Genomic DNA, 18,045 nt, shown 5'->3' with positions numbered 1-18,045 from the left:
GGCCCAAGGGCCGGCGCCCCTTACCGTTGCATCCGGCCCATGGATCTGGTGAAGGTCGCCGGGTCGTCCTCGAAGCCGTGCACGCCCGGGTGGAAGTTCCAGCCGCCGGACTCGTTGCGCACGAACTCCGCGACCGTCGCCGCCGTCGCCCCGAGTACCGAGCCGAAGTCGTCCTCGGCGAGCACGTTGTAACCCTCCCGGATGCGTACCGCGGGGTTCAGAACGCCGACGAAGGTCCGGTCCACGATGCGCTGCTGGATGACCACACCGACCACCACGCGCGCGTACCGGGTGTCGAGCCGGTCGAGCTCGAGGGTCATGACCTCGTCCCAGCCGAAGCCCTTGCCGTCGGTGCTGTCCCGGTTGAGGAAGATGGTGCCGTCGGGGGACCTGCTGTCGAAGTGCACCACATACGCCGGAGCACCGTACGGGTCTCCTGCGAGGAACGGCGCGGCAACGATGTCCAGATCGGTGGGCGGCTGCCCCACCGGACTCGGATCCCACTTGAGCGCCACCTCGACCTTGCTGATCCCCTTGCTGAAGCCGGTCACCAGGCGTTCCCTTCCCCCTAGAGGCTTCACTGCCTCAACTCCTGAGCAGCGACAGGTCTTTGTCCATCGTGCCATGGGCACGGGGGCGCGTGCGCGGGCGATCTCCGCCGGAGCGTGACCGACGCCACGCCCCGTGGCCTTACCATGGCGCGGTGCTGGTCAAGTGGATTCGCTGCACCGTGGTGGACCGCCGCGGCTTCGAGCGGGGGCAGCGAAAATGGGCGGGGCTTCTGGGGGAGCCGGGATTTCGGGGGCAGGGGGGAGGGTGGAGCCGACAGCGGCCCGGCGTGGCGCACACCTTCGCCTTCTGGGAGAGCCGTGCCTTCTACGACTCCTTCATGGCCCGCTCCCACGACCGGCTGGCGGCGTCGCAATCGGGCACCTTCAAGGACATCCAGGTCAAGCTGTTCGAGTACCGCTTCGACGTGAAGACCGGCTTCGAACCACGGTTCACGGACACCGACCTGATCCGCGTGGCCCTCTGCCGTGTCCACGAGGAACGCGTCGAGCACTTCACGCTCATGCAGGAGAAGGTCTGGAACCCCGCGATGGCGGGCTCACCCGGCATGATCCGCGGCATGTTCGGTGAGGCTCCGGGGCAGGAGTTCCTGGTGTTGTCCATGTGGCGATCGGCGGCCGAACACGGCAAGTACCGCACCGAGCGTGTGGAACGCCTCGCCCTGCGCGCACAGACCGAGGCGGACATCGCCGCCCTCACCGGTGACATCGTGGAACTGGAGCCGAGCTGGACGGTTTGACACCCGCGGCCCCGAGCCGAGTGTGCTTGTGTGGTCCGTGGTGCGGGAATCATGTGACCTATGCCGTATGGAGCCCGTAGGAGTGCTCGACCGGCTCTCATTCGATCTAGGGTTCTGGCATGGCACGACCACGGCGCATCGTTCTTGTCCGGCACGGGGAGTCAACGGGCAATGTTGATGACTCCGTGTACGAGCGGGAGCCCGACCACGCCCTCGCACTCACCGAGCAGGGCTGGCGGCAGGCGGAAGAGACCGGAAAGACACTCCGCGAGGTGTTCGGACGCGAACGCGTGAGCGTGTACGTGTCCCCTTATCGGCGTACGCACGAGACTCTGCGCGCCTTCCACCTCGACCCGGACCTGATACGGGTGCGCGAGGAGCCCCGGCTACGTGAGCAGGACTGGGGAAACTGGCAGGACCGCGATGACGTACGCCTCCAGAAGGCCTACCGGGACGCCTATGGGCACTTCTTCTTCCGCTTCCCGCAGGGCGAGTCCGGTGCCGACGTCTACGACCGGGTCGGCGGCTTCCTGGAGAGCCTCTTCCGCAGCTTCGAGGCCCCCGACCATCCGCCGAACGTGCTCCTGGTGACCCATGGCCTGGCCATGCGCCTCTTTTGCATGCGCTGGTTCCACTGGACGGTTGCGGAGTTCGAGGCGCTGTCCAACCCCGGGAACGCCGAGATGCGCATGCTCGTTCTCGGGGATGACGGCAGGTACACCCTCGACCGGCCCTTCGAGCGCTGGCGGGAACCGATGCCGTTCTGGATCAACGGCTAGAGTGACAGGGCGATGACCGCTGACTCCTCTCCCCCCGACCGCCTGGCGCGCGCCCTGACCAGCCTGCGCGGGCTCGCTGTGGGGGACGCGCTGGGCTCACAGTTCTTCGTTCCGGCGCACTACCCCCTGCTCAAGCGCCGCGAGCTGCCCGCCGGGCCGTGGCAGTGGACCGACGACACGGAAATGGCCTGCTCGGTGGTCGCCGTGCTGGCCGCCCACCACCGCATCGACCAGGACGCCCTGGCCCACTCCTTCGCCCACCACCACGACTTCGACCGGGGCTACGGCCCGGCGGTCAACCGATTGCTGCGTCTCGTCCGGGAGGGCGAGGACTGGCGAGAGCTGGCCGCGGCGCTCTTCAAGGGGCAGGGCTCCTGGGGCAACGGCGCGGCGATGCGGATCGCGCCTCTCGGCGCCTGGTACGCGGACGACCCCGAGCAGGCCACTCACCAGGCGGAGATCTCCGCGTATCCCACGCACCAGCACCGCGAGGCCGTCGTCGGCGCCATGGCCGTCGCCGCGGCCGCCGCCCTGGTCGCGGCCCCCGACGGTCCGCCGAGCCCCGAAGCACTTCTCGACTCGGTCGTCGCCCTCGTCCCGAAGAGTGCCGTCGGTGCTGGCCTGCGCCGCGCCCGCGACATGCTCGACTACGGCGACGCCGGCACCGTCGCCGCCGTACTGGGCTGTGGCCGGCGTACCAGCGCCCATGACACAGTGCCCTTCGCCCTCTGGTCGGCCGCCCGGTCCCTCGGTGACTACGAAGCGGCGTTCTGGACCACCGCCCAGGTCGGCGGTGACGTGGATACCACCTGCGCCATCGTCGGAGGTGTGCTGGCGGCCGGCAAGGCGGGGACTCCGCCTGCCGAGTGGGTGCAGCGGACGGAGCCGCTGCCGGACTGGGCCCCCACGACCGTGTGACGCCTGTGGGCACCTGAACACTGCTCGCCCGATGACATGCGAAGACTCTGCGTGCTCGACGGGAACTGTGTGTGACCGTCGTGCGTTGTCCGGACAGCCGCCGTGCGACGGCGGAGGGCGCGCGGTCATCGGGCCGCTCGGGCAGCAGGAGGTGGGGGCGTGGCATACGTACTTGTGATGGCCGTTTTCGTGCCTCTTTTCATGCCCTGTCTTCGCGCCTGCTTGCCGGCCCCGCGGCCGGGATGCGGATGGCCGGCCGATGCCCCTGCCGTCTGTCCCCCGGGCTCGGGCCGGCCGTCCGTGGCCTTGCGCGGACCCGGTCGGGTCAGCCGATGCCCGGACCCGCGCTGCCTGCGAGGGCCTCGAGGTCGCTCTTGCGCACCCTGATCACCAGACCGGCGGTGGCCAGGGCCAGTACGGCCATCGCGGCAGCGGGGACGAACGCGGTCGAGATGCCATGGGCCAGCACCTCGTGTCCCCAAGGGGCGGGCAGCTGATGCGTCTTGGCGAACTCGGCCTGTTGCTGGGACGTGCCGTCGGCGAGGAACTTCGGCAGCTGTTTCTTCGCCTCGTCCTTGCTGGCGGACCCGAACACCGTGGTCAGGATGGACAACCCCAGCGAACCGCCCACCTGCTGCGTGGCGTTGAGCAGCCCGGACGCCGCGCCGGCCTCGTGCTGGGCGACGCCGGAGACCGCCGTGACCGTCACCGTCACGAAGTTCAGGCCCATGCCGAAGCCGAACACCAGCATCGGTCCGAGTACTCCGCCGAGGTAGGAGCTGTCAGGGTTGATGAAGGTCTGCCAGACGAGCCCGATCACCACGAGCGTCGAGCCCACCGTCATGAACGGCTTGGGGCCGAGGACGGGCAGGAAACGCTGCGACAGCCCCGCGCCGACCGCGATGGCGACCGTCACGGGCAGGAAGGCCACACCGGCCTTGATCGGGCTGTAGCCCAGTACGTTCTGGACGAACAGGACGATGTAGAAGAACATGCCGAACATCGCCGCGGCCAGGCTCAACATGATCACGTACGTGCCCGAGCGGTTGCGGTCGGCGAACATCTTCAGCGGGGTGATCGGCTCCTTGGCCCGCCTCTCGGTGAAGGCGAAGGCCAGCAGCAGGACCACCGCGGCGCCGAAGGACCCGAGCGTCAGGCTGTCGCGCCAGCCCTCCTCGGACGCCCGGATGAAGCCGTAGACGAGCGTCGCCATACCTGCCGTGGAGGTCAGCGCACCCGCGATGTCGAAGCGCCCGGGGTGCCGTTCGGACTCGCTGATGTAGAGCGGTGTCAGGAAGGCGATCAGTACGCCGATCGGCACGTTGACGAAGAGCACCCAGCGCCAGTCGAGCCATTCGGTGAGCATGCCGCCCGCCAGCAGGCCGATGGCACCGCCACCCGCGGAGACCGCGGCGAACACACCGAACGCCCGGTTCCGCTCCGGACCTTCGGGGAACGTGGTGGTGATGAGCGCCAGCGAGGTGGGCGACGCGATCGCGCCGCCCATGCCCTGCAGGGCCCGTGCCGCGAGCAGCTGCCAAGGTTCCTGCGCGAGACCGCCGAGCAGCGACGCGAAGGTGAACAGCAGGATTCCGGTCATGAACACCCGGCGGCGGCCGAGGATGTCACCGGCGCGAGCGCCGAGCAGCAGCAGGCCACCGAAGGTGAGCGTGTAGGCGCTGACCACCCACGTGAGGTCCGTGGTGCTGAACTTGAGCGCGTCTTGAATGTGCGGAAGCGCGATGTTCACAATCGTCGCGTCGAGTACCACCATGAGTTGGCAGGCCGCGATGACGGTGAGCGCGATGCCGGGATGCCCCTCCCGGCGGGCCGCTTTCGGCTTGTCGTCCTGAATCAGTTGAGAGGTTGTCACCTTGGGTCCCCCACAAAGCCGTTAGTGAACGCTCGCGTTCACTGTCGCGTCAACGGTAGTGAGTCCCCGATAGAGAACGCAAGCGTTCACTTAACTTGTCGCCGCGTCGCGTCCCCCTTTTGCCGCGCGGCGCCTGCCCTGTTGCCTGAATCCCCGCTCCCCCGCTTCCTGGAGAAACTCGGATGGTTACCTCGCGCTGGACGGCCGCTCCCGCCCGGCCGGCCACCCCTCGCCGACGCGGCGCCGTACTCGAACGCGCGATCTTGGACGCCGCGCTGGAGCAGCTCGGTACGGTCGGCTGGAACGGCCTCACGATGGAGGGCGTCGCCGCCGGCGCGCAGACCGGCAAGGCAGCGGTATACCGCCGCTGGCCGTCCAAGGAGGATCTCGTCGTGGACGCGCTTCAGGCCGGACTGCCGCGTCTCGAGGAGGCGCCCGATCTGGGCGGTATTCGTGAGGACCTGCTCGCGCTCTGCCTCCAGGCCCGTCGGGCCATGTTCTCCCGCCCTGGGTTCGCACTGCGCGCTGTGATTCACGAATGCGACCCCGCACAGGCGGAACGCTTCCATGGCGTGATCTTCAGCAGTGTCGTAGAGCCAACCGTCAGGCTGCTGCGTGACGTCATCACCCGTGGGATAGAACGGGGAGAGGTGCGGCCTGACGCGGCGAACAGCTATGTCTTCGACGCCATTCCGGCGATGATGATGTACCGCTCAAAGGTTGGCGGCAGCGAATGGAGTGACCAGGATCTGGAGGAGATGATCGATCAGCTGATGCTTCCGCTGCTGCGGCCGAACGTCCCCTGATCCCCGGCCGCACCGGCCTCGGTCGCGGTTGGGCAACCGGGGTGTCGCGCGGCGATCTCGGCGGCGTAGTCTTAGGGCGCCATGCCGTACGAACCACCTACTCACACCGTCGAGCGCTCACTCCGAGCCACGACCGGAGCCAAGGTCATTGCCGGTGTCGACGAGGTGGGGCGCGGCGCGTGGGCCGGGCCCGTGACCGTCTGCGCGGCGATCACCGGCCTTCGCCGCCCACCGTTGGGCCTCACCGACTCCAAGCTGCTGACCGTCAAGCGACGCTCGGAGCTCGCCGTGGTGCTGCGCCAGTGGGTAACGGCCTACTCCCTGGGACATGCCTCCCCGGAGGAGATCGACGATCTCGGGATGACGGCCGCACTGCGGCTCGCTGCGGGCCGTGCCCTGGAAGCCCTGCCCGTCCGACCCGAAGCCGTCATCCTCGACGGGAAGCACGACTATCTCGGCGCGCCCTGGAGGGTGCGGACGGTGATCAAGGGTGACCGGTCGTGCGTGGCTGTCGCGGCGGCGTCGGTGATCGCCAAGGTCCAGCGCGACAAAATGATGGCCGAACTGGGTATCGACCATGCAGACTTCGGTTTTGCGGACAACGCCGGGTACCCGTCACCCGTGCACAAGGCCGCACTGGAGGAGCGGGGCCCCACCCCGTACCACCGGTTGTCGTGGGCGTATCTTGATGCGCTGCCCCAGTGGCGGCACCTCAAGAAGGTCCGCAGCTGGGCGGATGGAAGCGTTCCGGAAATCGAGGGTCAGCTCGGCTTCGATTTCTGACCGTTCCGCTCGCACTGATGTGCCACCCAGTCGCGCGAGCCGCGCCAATGTTTGATAAATATCAGCTCATGCCTCTCATTCCCGAGGAGCCTCAGATTCACGAGAGTGCCCAGGGTCCCCGCGCTACTCCGGCCAGTGGCCGTACCGCGCCGACCCCCCGCCCCGTACCCGGCCCCCGCCCCGCGGCTCCGTCGCGTCCCGGTCGTCCGGGCCCTCTCCGGCCCGCACCGCCGGTGCAACGCACGCCGCGTGACACGGCCACTGCCAAGCCGGGCCCGTCGGGCCCGGCCGCTGCTGCCGCCATCGCGACGGCCACCCCGCAGATCCAGATGATCCCCGCCTCCGCCGAGGGTGCCCTCGACGCCGCCGAGGAAGCAGTGGACCTGCTACTGGAATCGGGACGTGCCCCCGGTGAGGTGCTGGTGATCACCACCGGCGAACCGCACCCGTGGGCCGCCCACGAACTGACCTTCGGCGAAGCCTCCTACTGGGCGCAGCACGACGCGGGCGACGACGTCTTCTACACCGACGCCGCCGTGGCCTCCCGCGCCGCGTCCCGCCCCGTGGTCGTCGTCGCCGTCAACGGCGGTTCAGACGACGCTGCCGCCACCGCCCTTCCGCTGGCCCATGCGCGAGCGGGTGCCCTGCTGATCGTCTGCGGTGACCCGCAGCAGATCAACTCGGTGCTGGGCGCGGGCGTCTGATCCGCGTCCGGCCCGTCCGGGGGCACCGTAGGTGACGCTGCTGCGGCGGCGGCATGTGCACGGTGCGGCCTTCGGCATGCCCGCGTGATGGGCGGAACAGCGCTCCCCGCGCGGCATGGCGCGGGGACATCGCGCGCGGGATTTCCGTGCGTTGTACGACGATGCCGTGGCCGTCGTACGTCACCGCAGAGCGACCGTCGCCGGAGGGCGGTGTCGCCGTCGTACGCCACCCCCTGGCGCCGTACAGGCGCAGTGCCTGGTCGACAGGCGTCTGCCGCGCGTCGCGGGGGTGTCGAACGGCTCCCGTGCCCGTAGGGCCTCGCTCAGCGGGCCGCCGCGCGGCGAAGGACCTCCGAGACGGCGCCGCCGGTACGGGGCAGCGGGGGCAAAGCGTCCGAGGCGGCGAGGGACTCCGGTGCCGAGTCCGCGTTCGGGCGGCGTCCACCGCGGCCTTCGCCGAGGACCTGCCAGCCGTCCCGGGTCAGCGTGATGTACGCCCCGCAGCGCAGCCCGTGCAGGGTGCAGGCGTCACGCAGGCCCCACATCCACGCGCCGTCCTCCTCCGTCCAACGCGCGTCCCCTTCGCGGCAGTAGAGCAGCACGGCGGTGCGCACCGGGGTGCGGCGCCGCAGGTCGTGCGGGATGACCCGGCGGAGCTGCGCCAGCAGCGCGTTGCGGAACATCCAGCCGTCGGCAGGGGCTGCGCGGCGGGTGAACGAGGCGCTGGCGCACAACCGGTCCTCCGGGTCCAGGACGGCCACGATCGCGGTGGCCGGCTTGGGACGGTGCCGGGCGTGCAGCCCGCTGACCACCTCGCGGGGGTTGCGCAGCAGCGGGATTCCGGCGGCGGCCCATTCCGCCGGCTCGAGCAGGCGACTGGCGGACGCGGCGGACGCGGACGTCGACAGCGATGCCGACGACGACGGAGCGAATCCGAAGGTCACGTTCCTCCCTTCGGCTACGCGCCCACACTGCGGGCGAGGTCGGATTTCAGGGGAGCGCGCACCGCAGCAGAACCCAGCCGGATCACGGACGAGCCGTGCGGGGAGCGGACCTCAATTCTTCCTGTCGAACTTGGATGCGGCAACGAGCAATTGGGGCCACCGACTGTTATCTGATGCTGCGTGGCTTATATCCCTACCCATTGGGTCGCCTGGTGACGCAAGAGGTGGACGATCAGCCCTGGACGGCGAGGACCAGCGGCAACACCCCCTGCGCGCCGGACCTCCTGAGCAGCCGGGCAGTGACCGCCAGTGTCCAGCCCGTCTCGGTGTAGTCGTCCACGAGCAGGACGGGGCCCTGTGCCCCGGCGAGAGCCGATGCGAGCTCCGGCGGCACGGTCAGCGCACCGTCCAGGGCCTTGAGGCGCTGCGCGCTGTTGCTGCGGGAGGCGCGCGGCACGTCACCGGCGTACGCAACGGAGCCCAGCAGGGGCATTCGGCCGATCTCCGCGATGCGGGCGCCCAGGGAATGGATCAGCCGCGGCCTGGTCCGAGAGGCGACGGTGACGACGCCCGCCGGGCGATCCTGCGCGTCGGACACGCCAGGGGCCCAGCCGCCGGGCCCCTTCGCCCAGTCGGCCAGCACGCCCACCACGGCTCGTGCGATGTCGTCAGGCACGGGTGCGTCGGCGGCCCCGGGCGCGAACATCGGCCGCAGCCGGTTGCCCCAGCCGATGTCCGACAGACGCCCCAGGGCCCGCCCCGGGGCAGCCTGTTCGGCTGCGGGGATACGGCCCTTGAGCTCGATGCCGATCGCCGGAAGCCCCGTCGGCCACATGCGGCGGGGTTCCACCTCCACACCGGCCCGGTCCAGATCGACACGCGCGGCGTCCAGCGCGGCCGTCGAGGTGTCCGCGGTGAAACGCGCGCCCGCGCAGTTGTCGCAACGGCCGCAGGGCTTCGCGCCCTCGTCGTCCAGTTGGCGTTGCAGGAACTCCATCCGGCAGCCCGTGGTGGCGGCGTACTCACGCATCGCCTGCTGCTCGGCCTTCCGCTGGCGTGCCACCCAGTCGTACCGCTCGGAGTCGTAGGTCCACGGCCGGCCGGTGGCGATCCAGCCGCCCTTGACGCGCTTGACCGCGCCGTCCACGTCGAGGACCTTCAACATCGTCTCCAGCCTGGAGCGGCGCAGTTCCACCAGGGGCTCCAGGGCGGGCAGCGACAGCGGGCCGTCGGCGCGGGCGAGCACGTCGAGGGTGCGGCGCACCAGATCCTCCGAGGGGAAGGCGAGCGACGCGAAGTACTCCCAGATCGCCTCGTCCTCCTTGCCGGGCAGGAGGAGCACCTCGGCGTGCTCGACCCCACGGCCCGCGCGGCCGACCTGCTGGTAGTAGGCGATGGGGGAGGAGGGCGAGCCGAGATGGATGACGAATCCCAGGTCGGGCTTGTCGAAGCCCATACCGAGCGCCGAGGTCGCGACGAGCGCCTTGACCCGGTTGGCGAGCAGGTCCTCCTCGGCCTGCTGCCGGTCGGCGTTCTCGGTCCTGCCGGTGTACGAGGCGACGGCGTGCCCGCGCTGCCGGAGGAAGGCGGTGACCTCCTCGGCGGCGGCCACGGTGAGCGTGTAGACGATCCCGGAGCCCGGCAGGTCGTCGAGGTGGTCGGCGAGCCACGCCATGCGGTGCGCGGCGTCCGCCAGCCCGAGGACGCTCAGGGTGAGGCTCTCCCGGTCCAGCGGGCCGCGCAGCACCAGCGCGTCCGAGGTGCCGCCGGTGCCGAGCTGCTCCGCGACGTCCGCGGTGACGCGGGCGTTGGCCGTGGCGGTGGTGGCCAGCACGGGGACGCCCGGCGGGAGGTCGGTGAGCATGGTGCGCAGCCGGCGGTAGTCCGGACGGAAGTCATGGCCCCAGTCGGAGATGCAGTGGGCCTCGTCCACGACGAGGAGGCCGGTCGCGGCGGCGAGCTTGGGCAGGACCTGGTCGCGGAAGTCCGGATTGTTGAGCCGCTCCGGGCTGACCAGCAGGACGTCGACCTCGCCGGCGGCGATCTCGGCCTGGATGGCATCCCAGTCCTCGGTGTTCGAGGAGTTGATCGTCCGGGCGTGGATGCCGGCGCGGGCCGCCGCGTCGACCTGGTTCCGCATCAGCGCCAGCAACGGCGACACGATCACGGTGGGCCCGCTGCCGTGGGCCCGCAGCAGCGAGGTCGCCACGAAATACACCGCGGACTTGCCCCACCCGGTGCGCTGGACGACCAGGGCCCTGCGCCGGTCGGCGACCAGTGCCTCGATCGCCCGCCACTGGTCCTCGCGCAGCCGGGCGGCGCCGGTGGTGTCCCCGACGAGGCGGGCGAGGACGGCGTCGGCCTGTGTCCGGAGATCCGCGTTGCTCGTGTGCTCCATGCGTTCCATACAACAGGACGGCACTGACAGTCGGGCACGCCACGGCGCCCGGAGCGCGAAGCCTTGACGCTTGGCGTGTCCCTGCTCGGAGTTATCCACAGGCTCAAGCGGAATCTCGTGATCCGCGAGATCGTCGGTGCATGACGAACCACAGCGAAACGACCGGACCCGCCGAAAACGGTGACATCACCGCAGGCGGCGCAGTGAACGCACCCATCGGACGCGACGGCCAGGTCACCCTGCGCACCCCGGCCGAGCTGGCCGACGCCCTGCCCTACCTGCTCGGGTACCGCCCCGAGGACAGCATCGTCCTGGTCGCCCTCCGCGACCGCGACGGCCGAGGCCGGTTCGGCGGGCGGGCCCGGCTCGGCATCCCGGCGAACCCGGACGACTGGGCCGCGGCCGCCCGGCAGTTGGCCCATGGCCTGGTGACCGGCAGCGAACGCAGGGGCGCCCGCCCGGAGCAGATGGTGGCCTACGTCTGCCAGGAACCCCAGAAAGGCGAGTCGGGCGGCGAGGTCATGCGGCGTCTGCGTCCGCTCGCCCAACTGCTGCGCACCGAGTGCGGCCGCCTCGACGTACCGGTGATCGAGGCGCTGTGCATCTCCGGCGGCCGCTTCTGGTCGTACTGCTGCCCGCACGAGGGCTGCTGCCCGGCCGAGGGAACGCCGATGGGCCTGCCCGGCACCTCCGTGCTGGCGGCTGCGGCCACCTACGCCGGCATCCAAGTACGCGGCACACTCCGCGAGTTGCATGTCAGGCTGCTGCCCTGGGAGACCGCTGCCGCGCTGGAACAGGAGATCGTCCTCGACGCCGCCGGCATGGATCTGGTGCCCCGGATCCTCGACGACGCGAGCCGTGCCGACGTGGCTGAGGAGACCCTCGGCCTGGCCGAGCGGATCATCGGCCGGTTCGCGGCGGCCCCCGCCGTGTCCGGCGCACTCCAGGCGGACCGCCGCGACGACGAACTGCTCGGTCACGACGAGGCCGCGACGCTCATCCTCGGCCTGCAGGACCGCACGACCCGCGACCGCGCCGCCGCGTGGATGGAGGGTGAGGAGGCCGGCCCGGCCCTGCGTCTGTGGCGGGCCCTGGCCCGCCGCTGCGTCGGACCCTACGGGGAACACGCTGCCGCACCCCTCACCCTGGCCGGCTGGGTCGCATGGTCCACCGGCGACGACCTCGAGGCCCGAGAAGCCCTGGCCATGGCGCTGGGCGCGGACCCCGACTACCTCTTCGCCCGCCTCCTGCACCAGGCATGCAACGAAGGCCTGGACCCGGAGTCGATCCGCCGCTGCCTGCGCGCGGAACGCGCGGGACATGCCCGGCCGGACGACACGGCCGAGGACACGCAGCCGGATGCCGCCGCGACCGGCCAGGACGTGCCGGAGACCGGGAGCCGCCGACGCCACCGCGCCCGCGCCAGCGAGCGCCCCGACGCCCACCCGCGCCCGGCACGAGCGGCCGAGGGCAAGCGAGCCCGTCCCACGGCCCCGGACCGCACCCGCCCCGGCACCTCGAAGCCGGGCAGCACGCGCACGCGTGCGGCGGGGAAGAGCCGTGGCCGACGCGACGCCACCGCGCCGGAGGCCACGCGATCCGCGGGCAACGCCATGGAGGGGGACATGTGAACAACGGCTGGATCCGACTGCCGACGGCCCGTCTCCTCTCCTTCGCCCGGATCCGGCTCGGGCGTCGCTCGGTGGGGCCGGGCTGTGACAGCTCCGAAGGGTTGCCGCCGTCCAGCGGACGCGGGCATCGGCCGGCCCGGGGGAGCGGGGCCGGTTCCGGCGGCCCGGCACCCTTCCGCCGCCGGCACCGGCGCGGTGGCCTGAACCCCACGCCGGCACTCCGGGCGCGCCGCCACCCGCTCGACTCACCCGAGGGGAGGCGTGACCCGGAGGAACCTCGTTCCGTTCACCTGAGTGGTGGAACGCCTGGACGGGCCGTGCCGCCGCACGTCCCCTGTCCCTCCCGAACCCTCGCCCACCCGGCGCCGGGCACGTCCCCGGCGCAGAGAGCGCAGAAGAAGCCCGCCATGCATCAGCCGACTCCGCACGTCGCAGCCGACGGCCGCCCCGCCCCCCGCCGACCCGCGCTGTCGCCGCAGGGCGCCGGCCTAGGCCCGCCCTCCCCGGACAGCACGGGTGTTCCGCCCCGACCACCGACACGGGTCGCCACCTCGCCGCGCGCAGACCCCGCACGCGCACCGCTCCGGGCCACGCACCGTCCGGCCGACCTGCCCCCCACCCATACCGCCCTGATCTGTGTCGCGCTCCCCGGCCTGGCCATTTCCACGGAACAGGGACAGCTGACCGGTCGGGGCCTGGAGGGCTTCTACCGAGCGGGTCGCCGCCTTCTCTCACGCTGCCGGCTCAGGGTGGCCGGCAGAGAGCCGCTGCCGGTGCAGGCCAGGATGACCGGAGCCGACCGGGCCCGCTTCGTGGGGACGCTGCGCACCTCCCCAGCCGTGGGGCCGGACCCCGACGTCGTCGTCGAGCGCATCCGCCACGCCGACGGCACCGAGCGCATCACGCTCCACAGCGCCGCCCCGCGCCCACTGCGCCTGCCGGTCGAGGTGGCCCTCGCCACGGACCTCGCGGACCTGAGCGCCATCGCCTCCGGCAACGCGGGCCCCGAACTACCCGCCACCGTCCACGACTCCGGCCTGCGCTGGACCCGCGCCACCGGGAACTCCTCGGTCACGGCCCACCCACCGCCCGCCGACGCGCTGGCCTCCGCGGGGCTCTTGCGCTGGGAGTTCGAACTGCCGCCGGGCGGGACGGCCACCGTGGAGCTGCGGGTACGCGCCGACGGTGCCGGACCGGTCAGAGCCGTGGGCCGAGCCGCGACGAGCCCCCTGGCGTCCGCCCGGGCGGCGGGCGACGACCCGCGGGTCCCGGCGCTCCTGCGCACGAGCATCGAGGACCTACAGGCCCTGCTGCTGCGCGATCCCGCACAGCCCTCCGACACCTACCTCGCGGCAGGGGCGCCCTGGCGCTGTGGCCCGGCCCCGGCCGAGGCGCTCGCCGCCGCGCGGATGACGCTGCCGCTCGGCACCCGGCTCGCCGCGGGCACCCTGCGCGTCCTCGCGCGCACCCAGCTCACCGGCCCAGGACCGCGGGCGGGCATGATCCCGGGACCGCGCCGCGACACGGGCGCCCACCTGCCGCCGGGCTGCACGGGCACCGAGGCCACACTGCTGTTCCCGGCCCTGCTGGCGGAGGCCCGCCGCTGGGGGCTGCCGGAGCAGGAGACGGAGGAACTGCTGCCCACGGCGGAGCGCTGCCTGACGTGGCTGCAGACCACCGCGGGCGAGGGCCCCTACCTCCGCGACCCACAGCCGGGCGGGCCCATTCGCTGCGAGACACAGGCCCACGCGCATCGCGCCGCGCTGCTCGGCGCCGATCTGCTCGACGCGTACGGCAGACCGGGCGGCGACGGGCTGCGGCGGTGGGCGCAGGAGCTGCGGAGCGCGTTCCGCGAGGACTTCTGGGCGGAGGATCCGGGCGGCGGCGGCCCGGTCGCGGCCCGCGGTCCGGACGGCCGCCCCGTTCCGCACCTCGGCTCCGCCGCCGTCCATCTCCTGGACACGGGCCTGCTGGGCGCCGGAGAACTCGCGCCCGGTCTGCTCGACAAGGTGCGGACCGAACAGCTCGCCCGGCTGCTCGGCGGCCCGGCCATGGACTCAGGCTGGGGCCTGCGCGGACTGGGCGCCAAGGAGGCGGGCCACAATCCGTTCGGCCACCGGACCGGAGCCGTCCGCGTCCAGGAGACGGCCCTCGCCGTCGCCGGGCTGGCCGCGGCGGGCTACGAGAAGGAGGCCGGCGGGCTGCTGCGGGGGCTGCTCGCCGCGGCCGAGCACTTCGGGCACCGGCTGCCCGAGATGTACGCAGGGGAGCAGCGCGCCGACGGCAGCGCGCCCGTACCGCATCCGGCGGCCTGCCGCCCGGCGGCCACGGCGGCGGCCTCCGGGGTACTGGTCCTCGCCACGCTCGCGGGCATCCGCCCCGACGCGCCCGCCCGCACGGTCACCCTGCGCCCCATGCACAGCGCGCCCGTGGGCGAGATCGGCCTGACCGGACTACGGGTCGCGGGCGCGCCCTTCTCCGTGCGGGTCAGCAGACTCGGCCTGGCCATGGTCGAGGAGGCGGCGGACGCCCTGCAACTGGGAGTGTGACCTCGGGCGATGCGAAGGATGACATCAGCTGTAGCCGATCACGGGCCGTATGACGGCTGAAGTGGATCAGAGGCCGATGCGACCGGCGAAGGGCGTGTTTATCGTCAGGCAGACGACTATGATCGCGGCATGCCCTACGACCCGTCAGCGTTCCCGCCCTTCGCAGTCACCGTGGACCTGGTCGTGCTGACCGTGCGCCGCCACGCCTTGTGTGCGCTGGCGGTGCGCAGGGGCGAGCCGCCGTTCCAGGGGCGCTGGGCGCTGCCCGGCGGCTTCGTGCGGGAGGACGAGGATCTGGCACAGGCCGCGGCGCGCGAACTCGCCGAGGAGACGGGGCTGCGCGCCCACGACCCGGACGCGCCGTCCCAGGACCACGGTGCGCATCTGGAGCAGCTGGCGACCTACGGCGACCCCAAGCGCGACCCACGGATGCGTGTGGTCAGCGTCGCGCACCTCGCGCTCGCCCCAGACCTGCCCGCACCCCGCGCGGGCGGCGACGCCAGCAACGCGCGCTGGGCGCCCGTCGAGGAGCTGCTCCAGCAGGGCGGGTACGGCCGCGACGGGGAGCCGGTGGCGCCCCTGGCCTTCGACCACGCCCAGATTCTTTCCGACGGGGTGGAGCGGGCGCGGTCGAAGATCGAGTACTCGTCGCTGGCGACCGCGTTCTGCCCGCCCGAGTTCACCGTCGGAGAGCTGCGCCGGGTCTACGAGGCGGTGTGGGCTGTCGCACTCGACCCCCGCAACTTCCACCGCAAGGTCACCGGCACCCCGGGGTTCCTCGTCCCCACCGGCGGTACGACCACCCGCCAAGGAGGCCGCCCGGCCCAGCTTTTCCGGGCCGGTGGCGCCACGCTGCTCAACCCTCCGATGCTGCGCCCCGAGGTCTGACGGCTCCGGCGCTGAGCGACGACAGCGAAGCGGTACCCGAAAATCCGGACATATCGCGCTATCTTGCTGCGGGTGATCCAGGCCATCGGACTGACCAGCAACGCCCGCAAGGGATGCCCGCCTGCCGTCGACGACGTCTCCTTCGAGGCGCGGCCGGGCTGTGTCACCGCGCTCCTGGGAACACCGGGCGCGGGCAAGACGACGACGCTCAGACTGATGCTGGAACTCGAACCGGGGCGTGGGATCACGTACTTCAGGGGGCTGCCCCTGCACCGCATCGCCCACCCGTCGCGTGAGGTCGGGGCGCTCCTGGGCGACGTGCCCGGACATCCGGCACGCTCGGTCCGCGGTCACCTGCGCATGCTCTGCGCCGCGGCGGGAGTGCCCGTCCGGCGCGCCGACGAGGTGCTCGAGGCGGTCGGACTCGTCAGCCTGCGCGAGGAACGCCTGGGCACGCTCTCGCGTGGCGTGGACCGTCGGCTCGGCCTGGCCTGCGCCCTGCTGCCCGACCCGCACACGCTCGTGCTGGACGACCCCGCCGACGGGTTGTCCGTCCGGGAGGGCCGCTGGCTGCACGGCATGCTGCGCGCGCATGCGGAGCAGGGTGGCACGGTTCTGCTCACCACGGCCGACCCCAAGGAGGCCGCTCGCGCCGCCGACCGCGTCGTCACCCTGGAGCGGGGCAGGCTCCTCGCCGACCAGGACGCCTCGGAGTTCGGCCGCACCCGCCTGCGCCCCCGCGTCGCCGTCCGCAGCCCGCACGCCCCACGCCTCGCCGCCCTCCTCGCCAAGGAGGCCCGCACGGGCCGGCGCTCCGTCGAGGTCGTACCGGAGGGCGGAAACCATCTGTCCGTGTACGGCAGTACGACCGCCGAGGTCGGCGAGACCGCGTTCCGCCACGGCATCCTCGTCCACCAACTCGCGGACGAGGTGGGGGACATGGGACCCGGTGCCGGAGCGCAGCCGTCGGCGGGCAACGGACCCCGCGACGCGGACGAAGCGGCGCCGGCGAGCCGGTGGAAGACCGCGGACGGGTACCCGGTTGTCGGGCAGCCGCGCAAGGGCGAGCGCTCCGGCGCGGACGAGGCGTCCGCGGTGGATCGAGCGGAGAACGCCCACGAGTTGCCGGTCGTGGATCGAGCCGAGGACACCCACGAGTTCCCGGCCGTGGACCGAGCGCAGACCGCCCACGAACGGTCGGCAGCGGACCGAGCCCCAGCCGGCGGTGCGCTGTGGACGCGAGGGCAGCCGCAGCCCGACGGTGACTCGCCCGCCGCGGACGCGGCACCGTCGATCCCCGCCCCGTCCGCCGTGGTGGCGGTCACGGCCGCCACCGCCACGCACTCCGCTCAGGACTCCGCCACGGCCCAGGCCGTCCAGGCGCCGGCAGGCACCTCCACCGCCGCAGCGACCGGTCGTTCGTCCCTCACCGAAACGTACGCGCCGTACGACGAGCATGACCCAGCCGACGATCGGACCGTCCCGAGCGGCTCCGGGCTCACCGCCGCGCATGCCATCCCCGACCCCGACTCTGACCCCCTGAGCCCGCTCCCGCCCCCCATCTCCGTACGCTCCGCCCCCAGTCCCCTCCGCCCGCTGCGCTACGAACTCCGCCGCGCCTGCGGTATCGGCACGGGTTTCCTCACCTGCGGCGCCGTGCTCGTGGTGTCCGCGCTCGCCGCCGTGCTGCTCGCGCGCCTCGGTCACACCCCGCAGGCGCGCCTGTTCGCCGCATGGCCGCTGGAGCTGCCCCTGCCGCCCGCGGCGCTCGGCGCGGCGCTGCTCGGCGCGCTGGCCTTCGGTGACGAGTTCCGCCATCCCGCCCTGGCGGCCGACCGCGGCACCGTGCCCCGCAGGCTGGGGCTGCTGACCGCGAAACTCCTCGTCTCCGGTGCCACGGCGGGGATGTTGGCCTTCCTCACCGTGGGCTGCGACGCCGAAGCGCTCTACATCGTCTACGGACAGGAGTTCGCGAAGGTTCCCGCCGACTGGCTCTCTCTCAGCGCGAGTTGGTTCGGGCTCGTGGTGGGGTGCGGCTGGGCAGGTGTGCTGGCCGCGGGAGTCTTCCGGTCCACCACGGGCGGGCTCGCCGCGGTGGTCGCCGTACCGGTCGTCGTCGTACCGCTCGTGGAGAAGGCGCTGGAGGGCCCGGCCGCGCGGATGGCGGCGGACTTCCCGCTGCGTATGCATCAGGTCTTCCTGTTGCAGTGGCCCTTCGGGGGCGAGCGCTACCTGGTCGCCGCGGCCCGGGTCATCGCCCAACCCGTCGGCGGCGCCCTGACGTTGTCGCTGACCGCCCTGCTCTGCGCGTATCTGCTCACGACCCTGAGGAGCAGGCTCCGCTGACTACTGTGCGTACTCGCCTGACCCCAGCATGCGCACAACTCCCCACAGAAAGCCCATTTCTTTCCGATAAGGCGTCAAGTGCGACGGGGTAAGCGATCACCCTTTCGTGTGCTTTTC

General features: G+C 72.1%; 14 protein-coding genes. 10 read left to right on the top strand and 4 right to left on the bottom strand.

Annotation, left to right across the window (positions count from 1 at the left end; translation table 11 throughout):
- Positions 1-20: 20 nt before the first annotated feature.
- On the bottom strand, positions 21-551 hold the full coding sequence (locus ACWGJM_RS38795) for a TerD family protein (RefSeq protein WP_453416448.1): 531 nt from the start codon (positions 549-551) through the stop codon (positions 21-23).
- 152 nt (positions 552-703) lie between these two features.
- On the opposite strand from ACWGJM_RS38795, the gene ACWGJM_RS38790 reads away from it, so the two are divergent.
- The 3 genes from ACWGJM_RS38790 to ACWGJM_RS38780 all read left to right on the top strand — a co-directional run bounded on the left by ACWGJM_RS38790 (position 704) and on the right by ACWGJM_RS38780 (position 3,006).
- On the top strand, positions 704-1,309 hold the full coding sequence (locus ACWGJM_RS38790) for a YdbC family protein (RefSeq protein ID WP_361454661.1): 606 nt from the start codon (positions 704-706) through the stop codon (positions 1,307-1,309).
- Positions 1,310-1,428: 119 nt separating this feature from the next.
- On the top strand, positions 1,429-2,088 hold the full coding sequence (locus ACWGJM_RS38785) for a histidine phosphatase family protein (RefSeq protein WP_453416447.1): 660 nt from the start codon (positions 1,429-1,431) through the stop codon (positions 2,086-2,088).
- 12 nt (positions 2,089-2,100) lie between these two features.
- Positions 2,101-3,006 carry an ADP-ribosylglycohydrolase family protein gene (locus tag ACWGJM_RS38780; RefSeq protein WP_453416446.1) on the top strand — a complete coding sequence of 302 codons (906 nt, stop codon included), beginning with the start codon at positions 2,101-2,103 and terminating at the stop codon, positions 3,004-3,006.
- A 325-nt stretch (positions 3,007-3,331) separates the two neighbouring features.
- Here ACWGJM_RS38780 and ACWGJM_RS38775 read toward each other — a convergent pair whose 3' ends face one another.
- Positions 3,332-4,879: an MFS transporter gene (locus tag ACWGJM_RS38775; protein WP_453416445.1), complete on the bottom strand. Its 1,548-nt coding sequence runs from the start codon at positions 4,877-4,879 to the stop codon at positions 3,332-3,334.
- 182 nt (positions 4,880-5,061) lie between these two features.
- Here ACWGJM_RS38775 and ACWGJM_RS38770 point away from each other — a divergent pair, with 182 nt between their 5' ends.
- The 3 genes from ACWGJM_RS38770 (at position 5,062) to ACWGJM_RS38760 (ending at position 7,172) form a co-directional block, all read left to right on the top strand.
- Positions 5,062-5,685 carry a TetR/AcrR family transcriptional regulator gene (locus tag ACWGJM_RS38770; protein ID WP_453416444.1) on the top strand — a complete coding sequence of 208 codons (624 nt, stop codon included), beginning with the start codon at positions 5,062-5,064 and terminating at the stop codon, positions 5,683-5,685.
- 81 nt (positions 5,686-5,766) lie between these two features.
- Positions 5,767-6,468 (top strand): ribonuclease HII, encoded by a 702-nt coding sequence (locus tag ACWGJM_RS38765; RefSeq protein ID WP_453416443.1) that lies wholly within the window; start codon positions 5,767-5,769, stop codon positions 6,466-6,468.
- Positions 6,469-6,536: 68 nt separating this feature from the next.
- On the top strand, positions 6,537-7,172 hold the full coding sequence (locus tag ACWGJM_RS38760) for a hypothetical protein (RefSeq protein WP_453416442.1): 636 nt from the start codon (positions 6,537-6,539) through the stop codon (positions 7,170-7,172).
- A 323-nt stretch (positions 7,173-7,495) separates the two neighbouring features.
- Here ACWGJM_RS38760 and ACWGJM_RS38755 read toward each other — a convergent pair whose 3' ends face one another.
- Entirely contained in the window at positions 7,496-8,116 is a 621-nt protein-coding gene (locus ACWGJM_RS38755; protein WP_453416441.1) for a hypothetical protein, read from the bottom strand.
- Positions 8,117-8,348: 232 nt separating this feature from the next.
- Positions 8,349-10,514, bottom strand: a complete 2,166-nt coding sequence (locus ACWGJM_RS38750; protein ID WP_453416440.1) for a RecQ family ATP-dependent DNA helicase — start codon at positions 10,512-10,514, stop codon at positions 8,349-8,351.
- Positions 10,515-10,654: 140 nt separating this feature from the next.
- Between ACWGJM_RS38750 and ACWGJM_RS38745 the strand changes: the two genes are divergently transcribed.
- From ACWGJM_RS38745 to ACWGJM_RS38730, 4 genes are all read left to right on the top strand, one after another.
- The gene (locus tag ACWGJM_RS38745) at positions 10,655-12,145 is read left to right on the top strand and encodes a DUF4192 domain-containing protein (RefSeq protein ID WP_453416439.1); all 1,491 of its coding nucleotides are present in this window, start codon (positions 10,655-10,657) and stop codon (positions 12,143-12,145) included.
- Between the two features lie 632 nt (positions 12,146-12,777).
- Positions 12,778-14,694: a glycogen debranching N-terminal domain-containing protein gene (locus ACWGJM_RS38740; RefSeq protein ID WP_453416449.1), complete on the top strand. Its 1,917-nt coding sequence runs from the start codon at positions 12,778-12,780 to the stop codon at positions 14,692-14,694.
- A 129-nt stretch (positions 14,695-14,823) separates the two neighbouring features.
- Complete coding sequence (locus tag ACWGJM_RS38735; protein ID WP_453416438.1) at positions 14,824-15,582, top strand: NUDIX hydrolase; 759 nt, start codon at positions 14,824-14,826, stop codon at positions 15,580-15,582.
- Positions 15,583-15,654: 72 nt separating this feature from the next.
- A complete protein-coding gene (locus ACWGJM_RS38730) occupies positions 15,655-17,928 on the top strand; it encodes an ATP-binding cassette domain-containing protein (protein WP_453416437.1) in 2,274 nt (757 codons plus the stop codon).
- The last annotated feature ends 117 nt before the right edge of the window (positions 17,929-18,045 follow it).

It is taken from the genome of Streptomyces sp. NPDC054834, assembly GCF_053611185.1.
The sequence above is the reverse complement of the archived record's forward strand: the minus strand, read 5'-3'. Positions and strand labels throughout refer to the sequence as shown.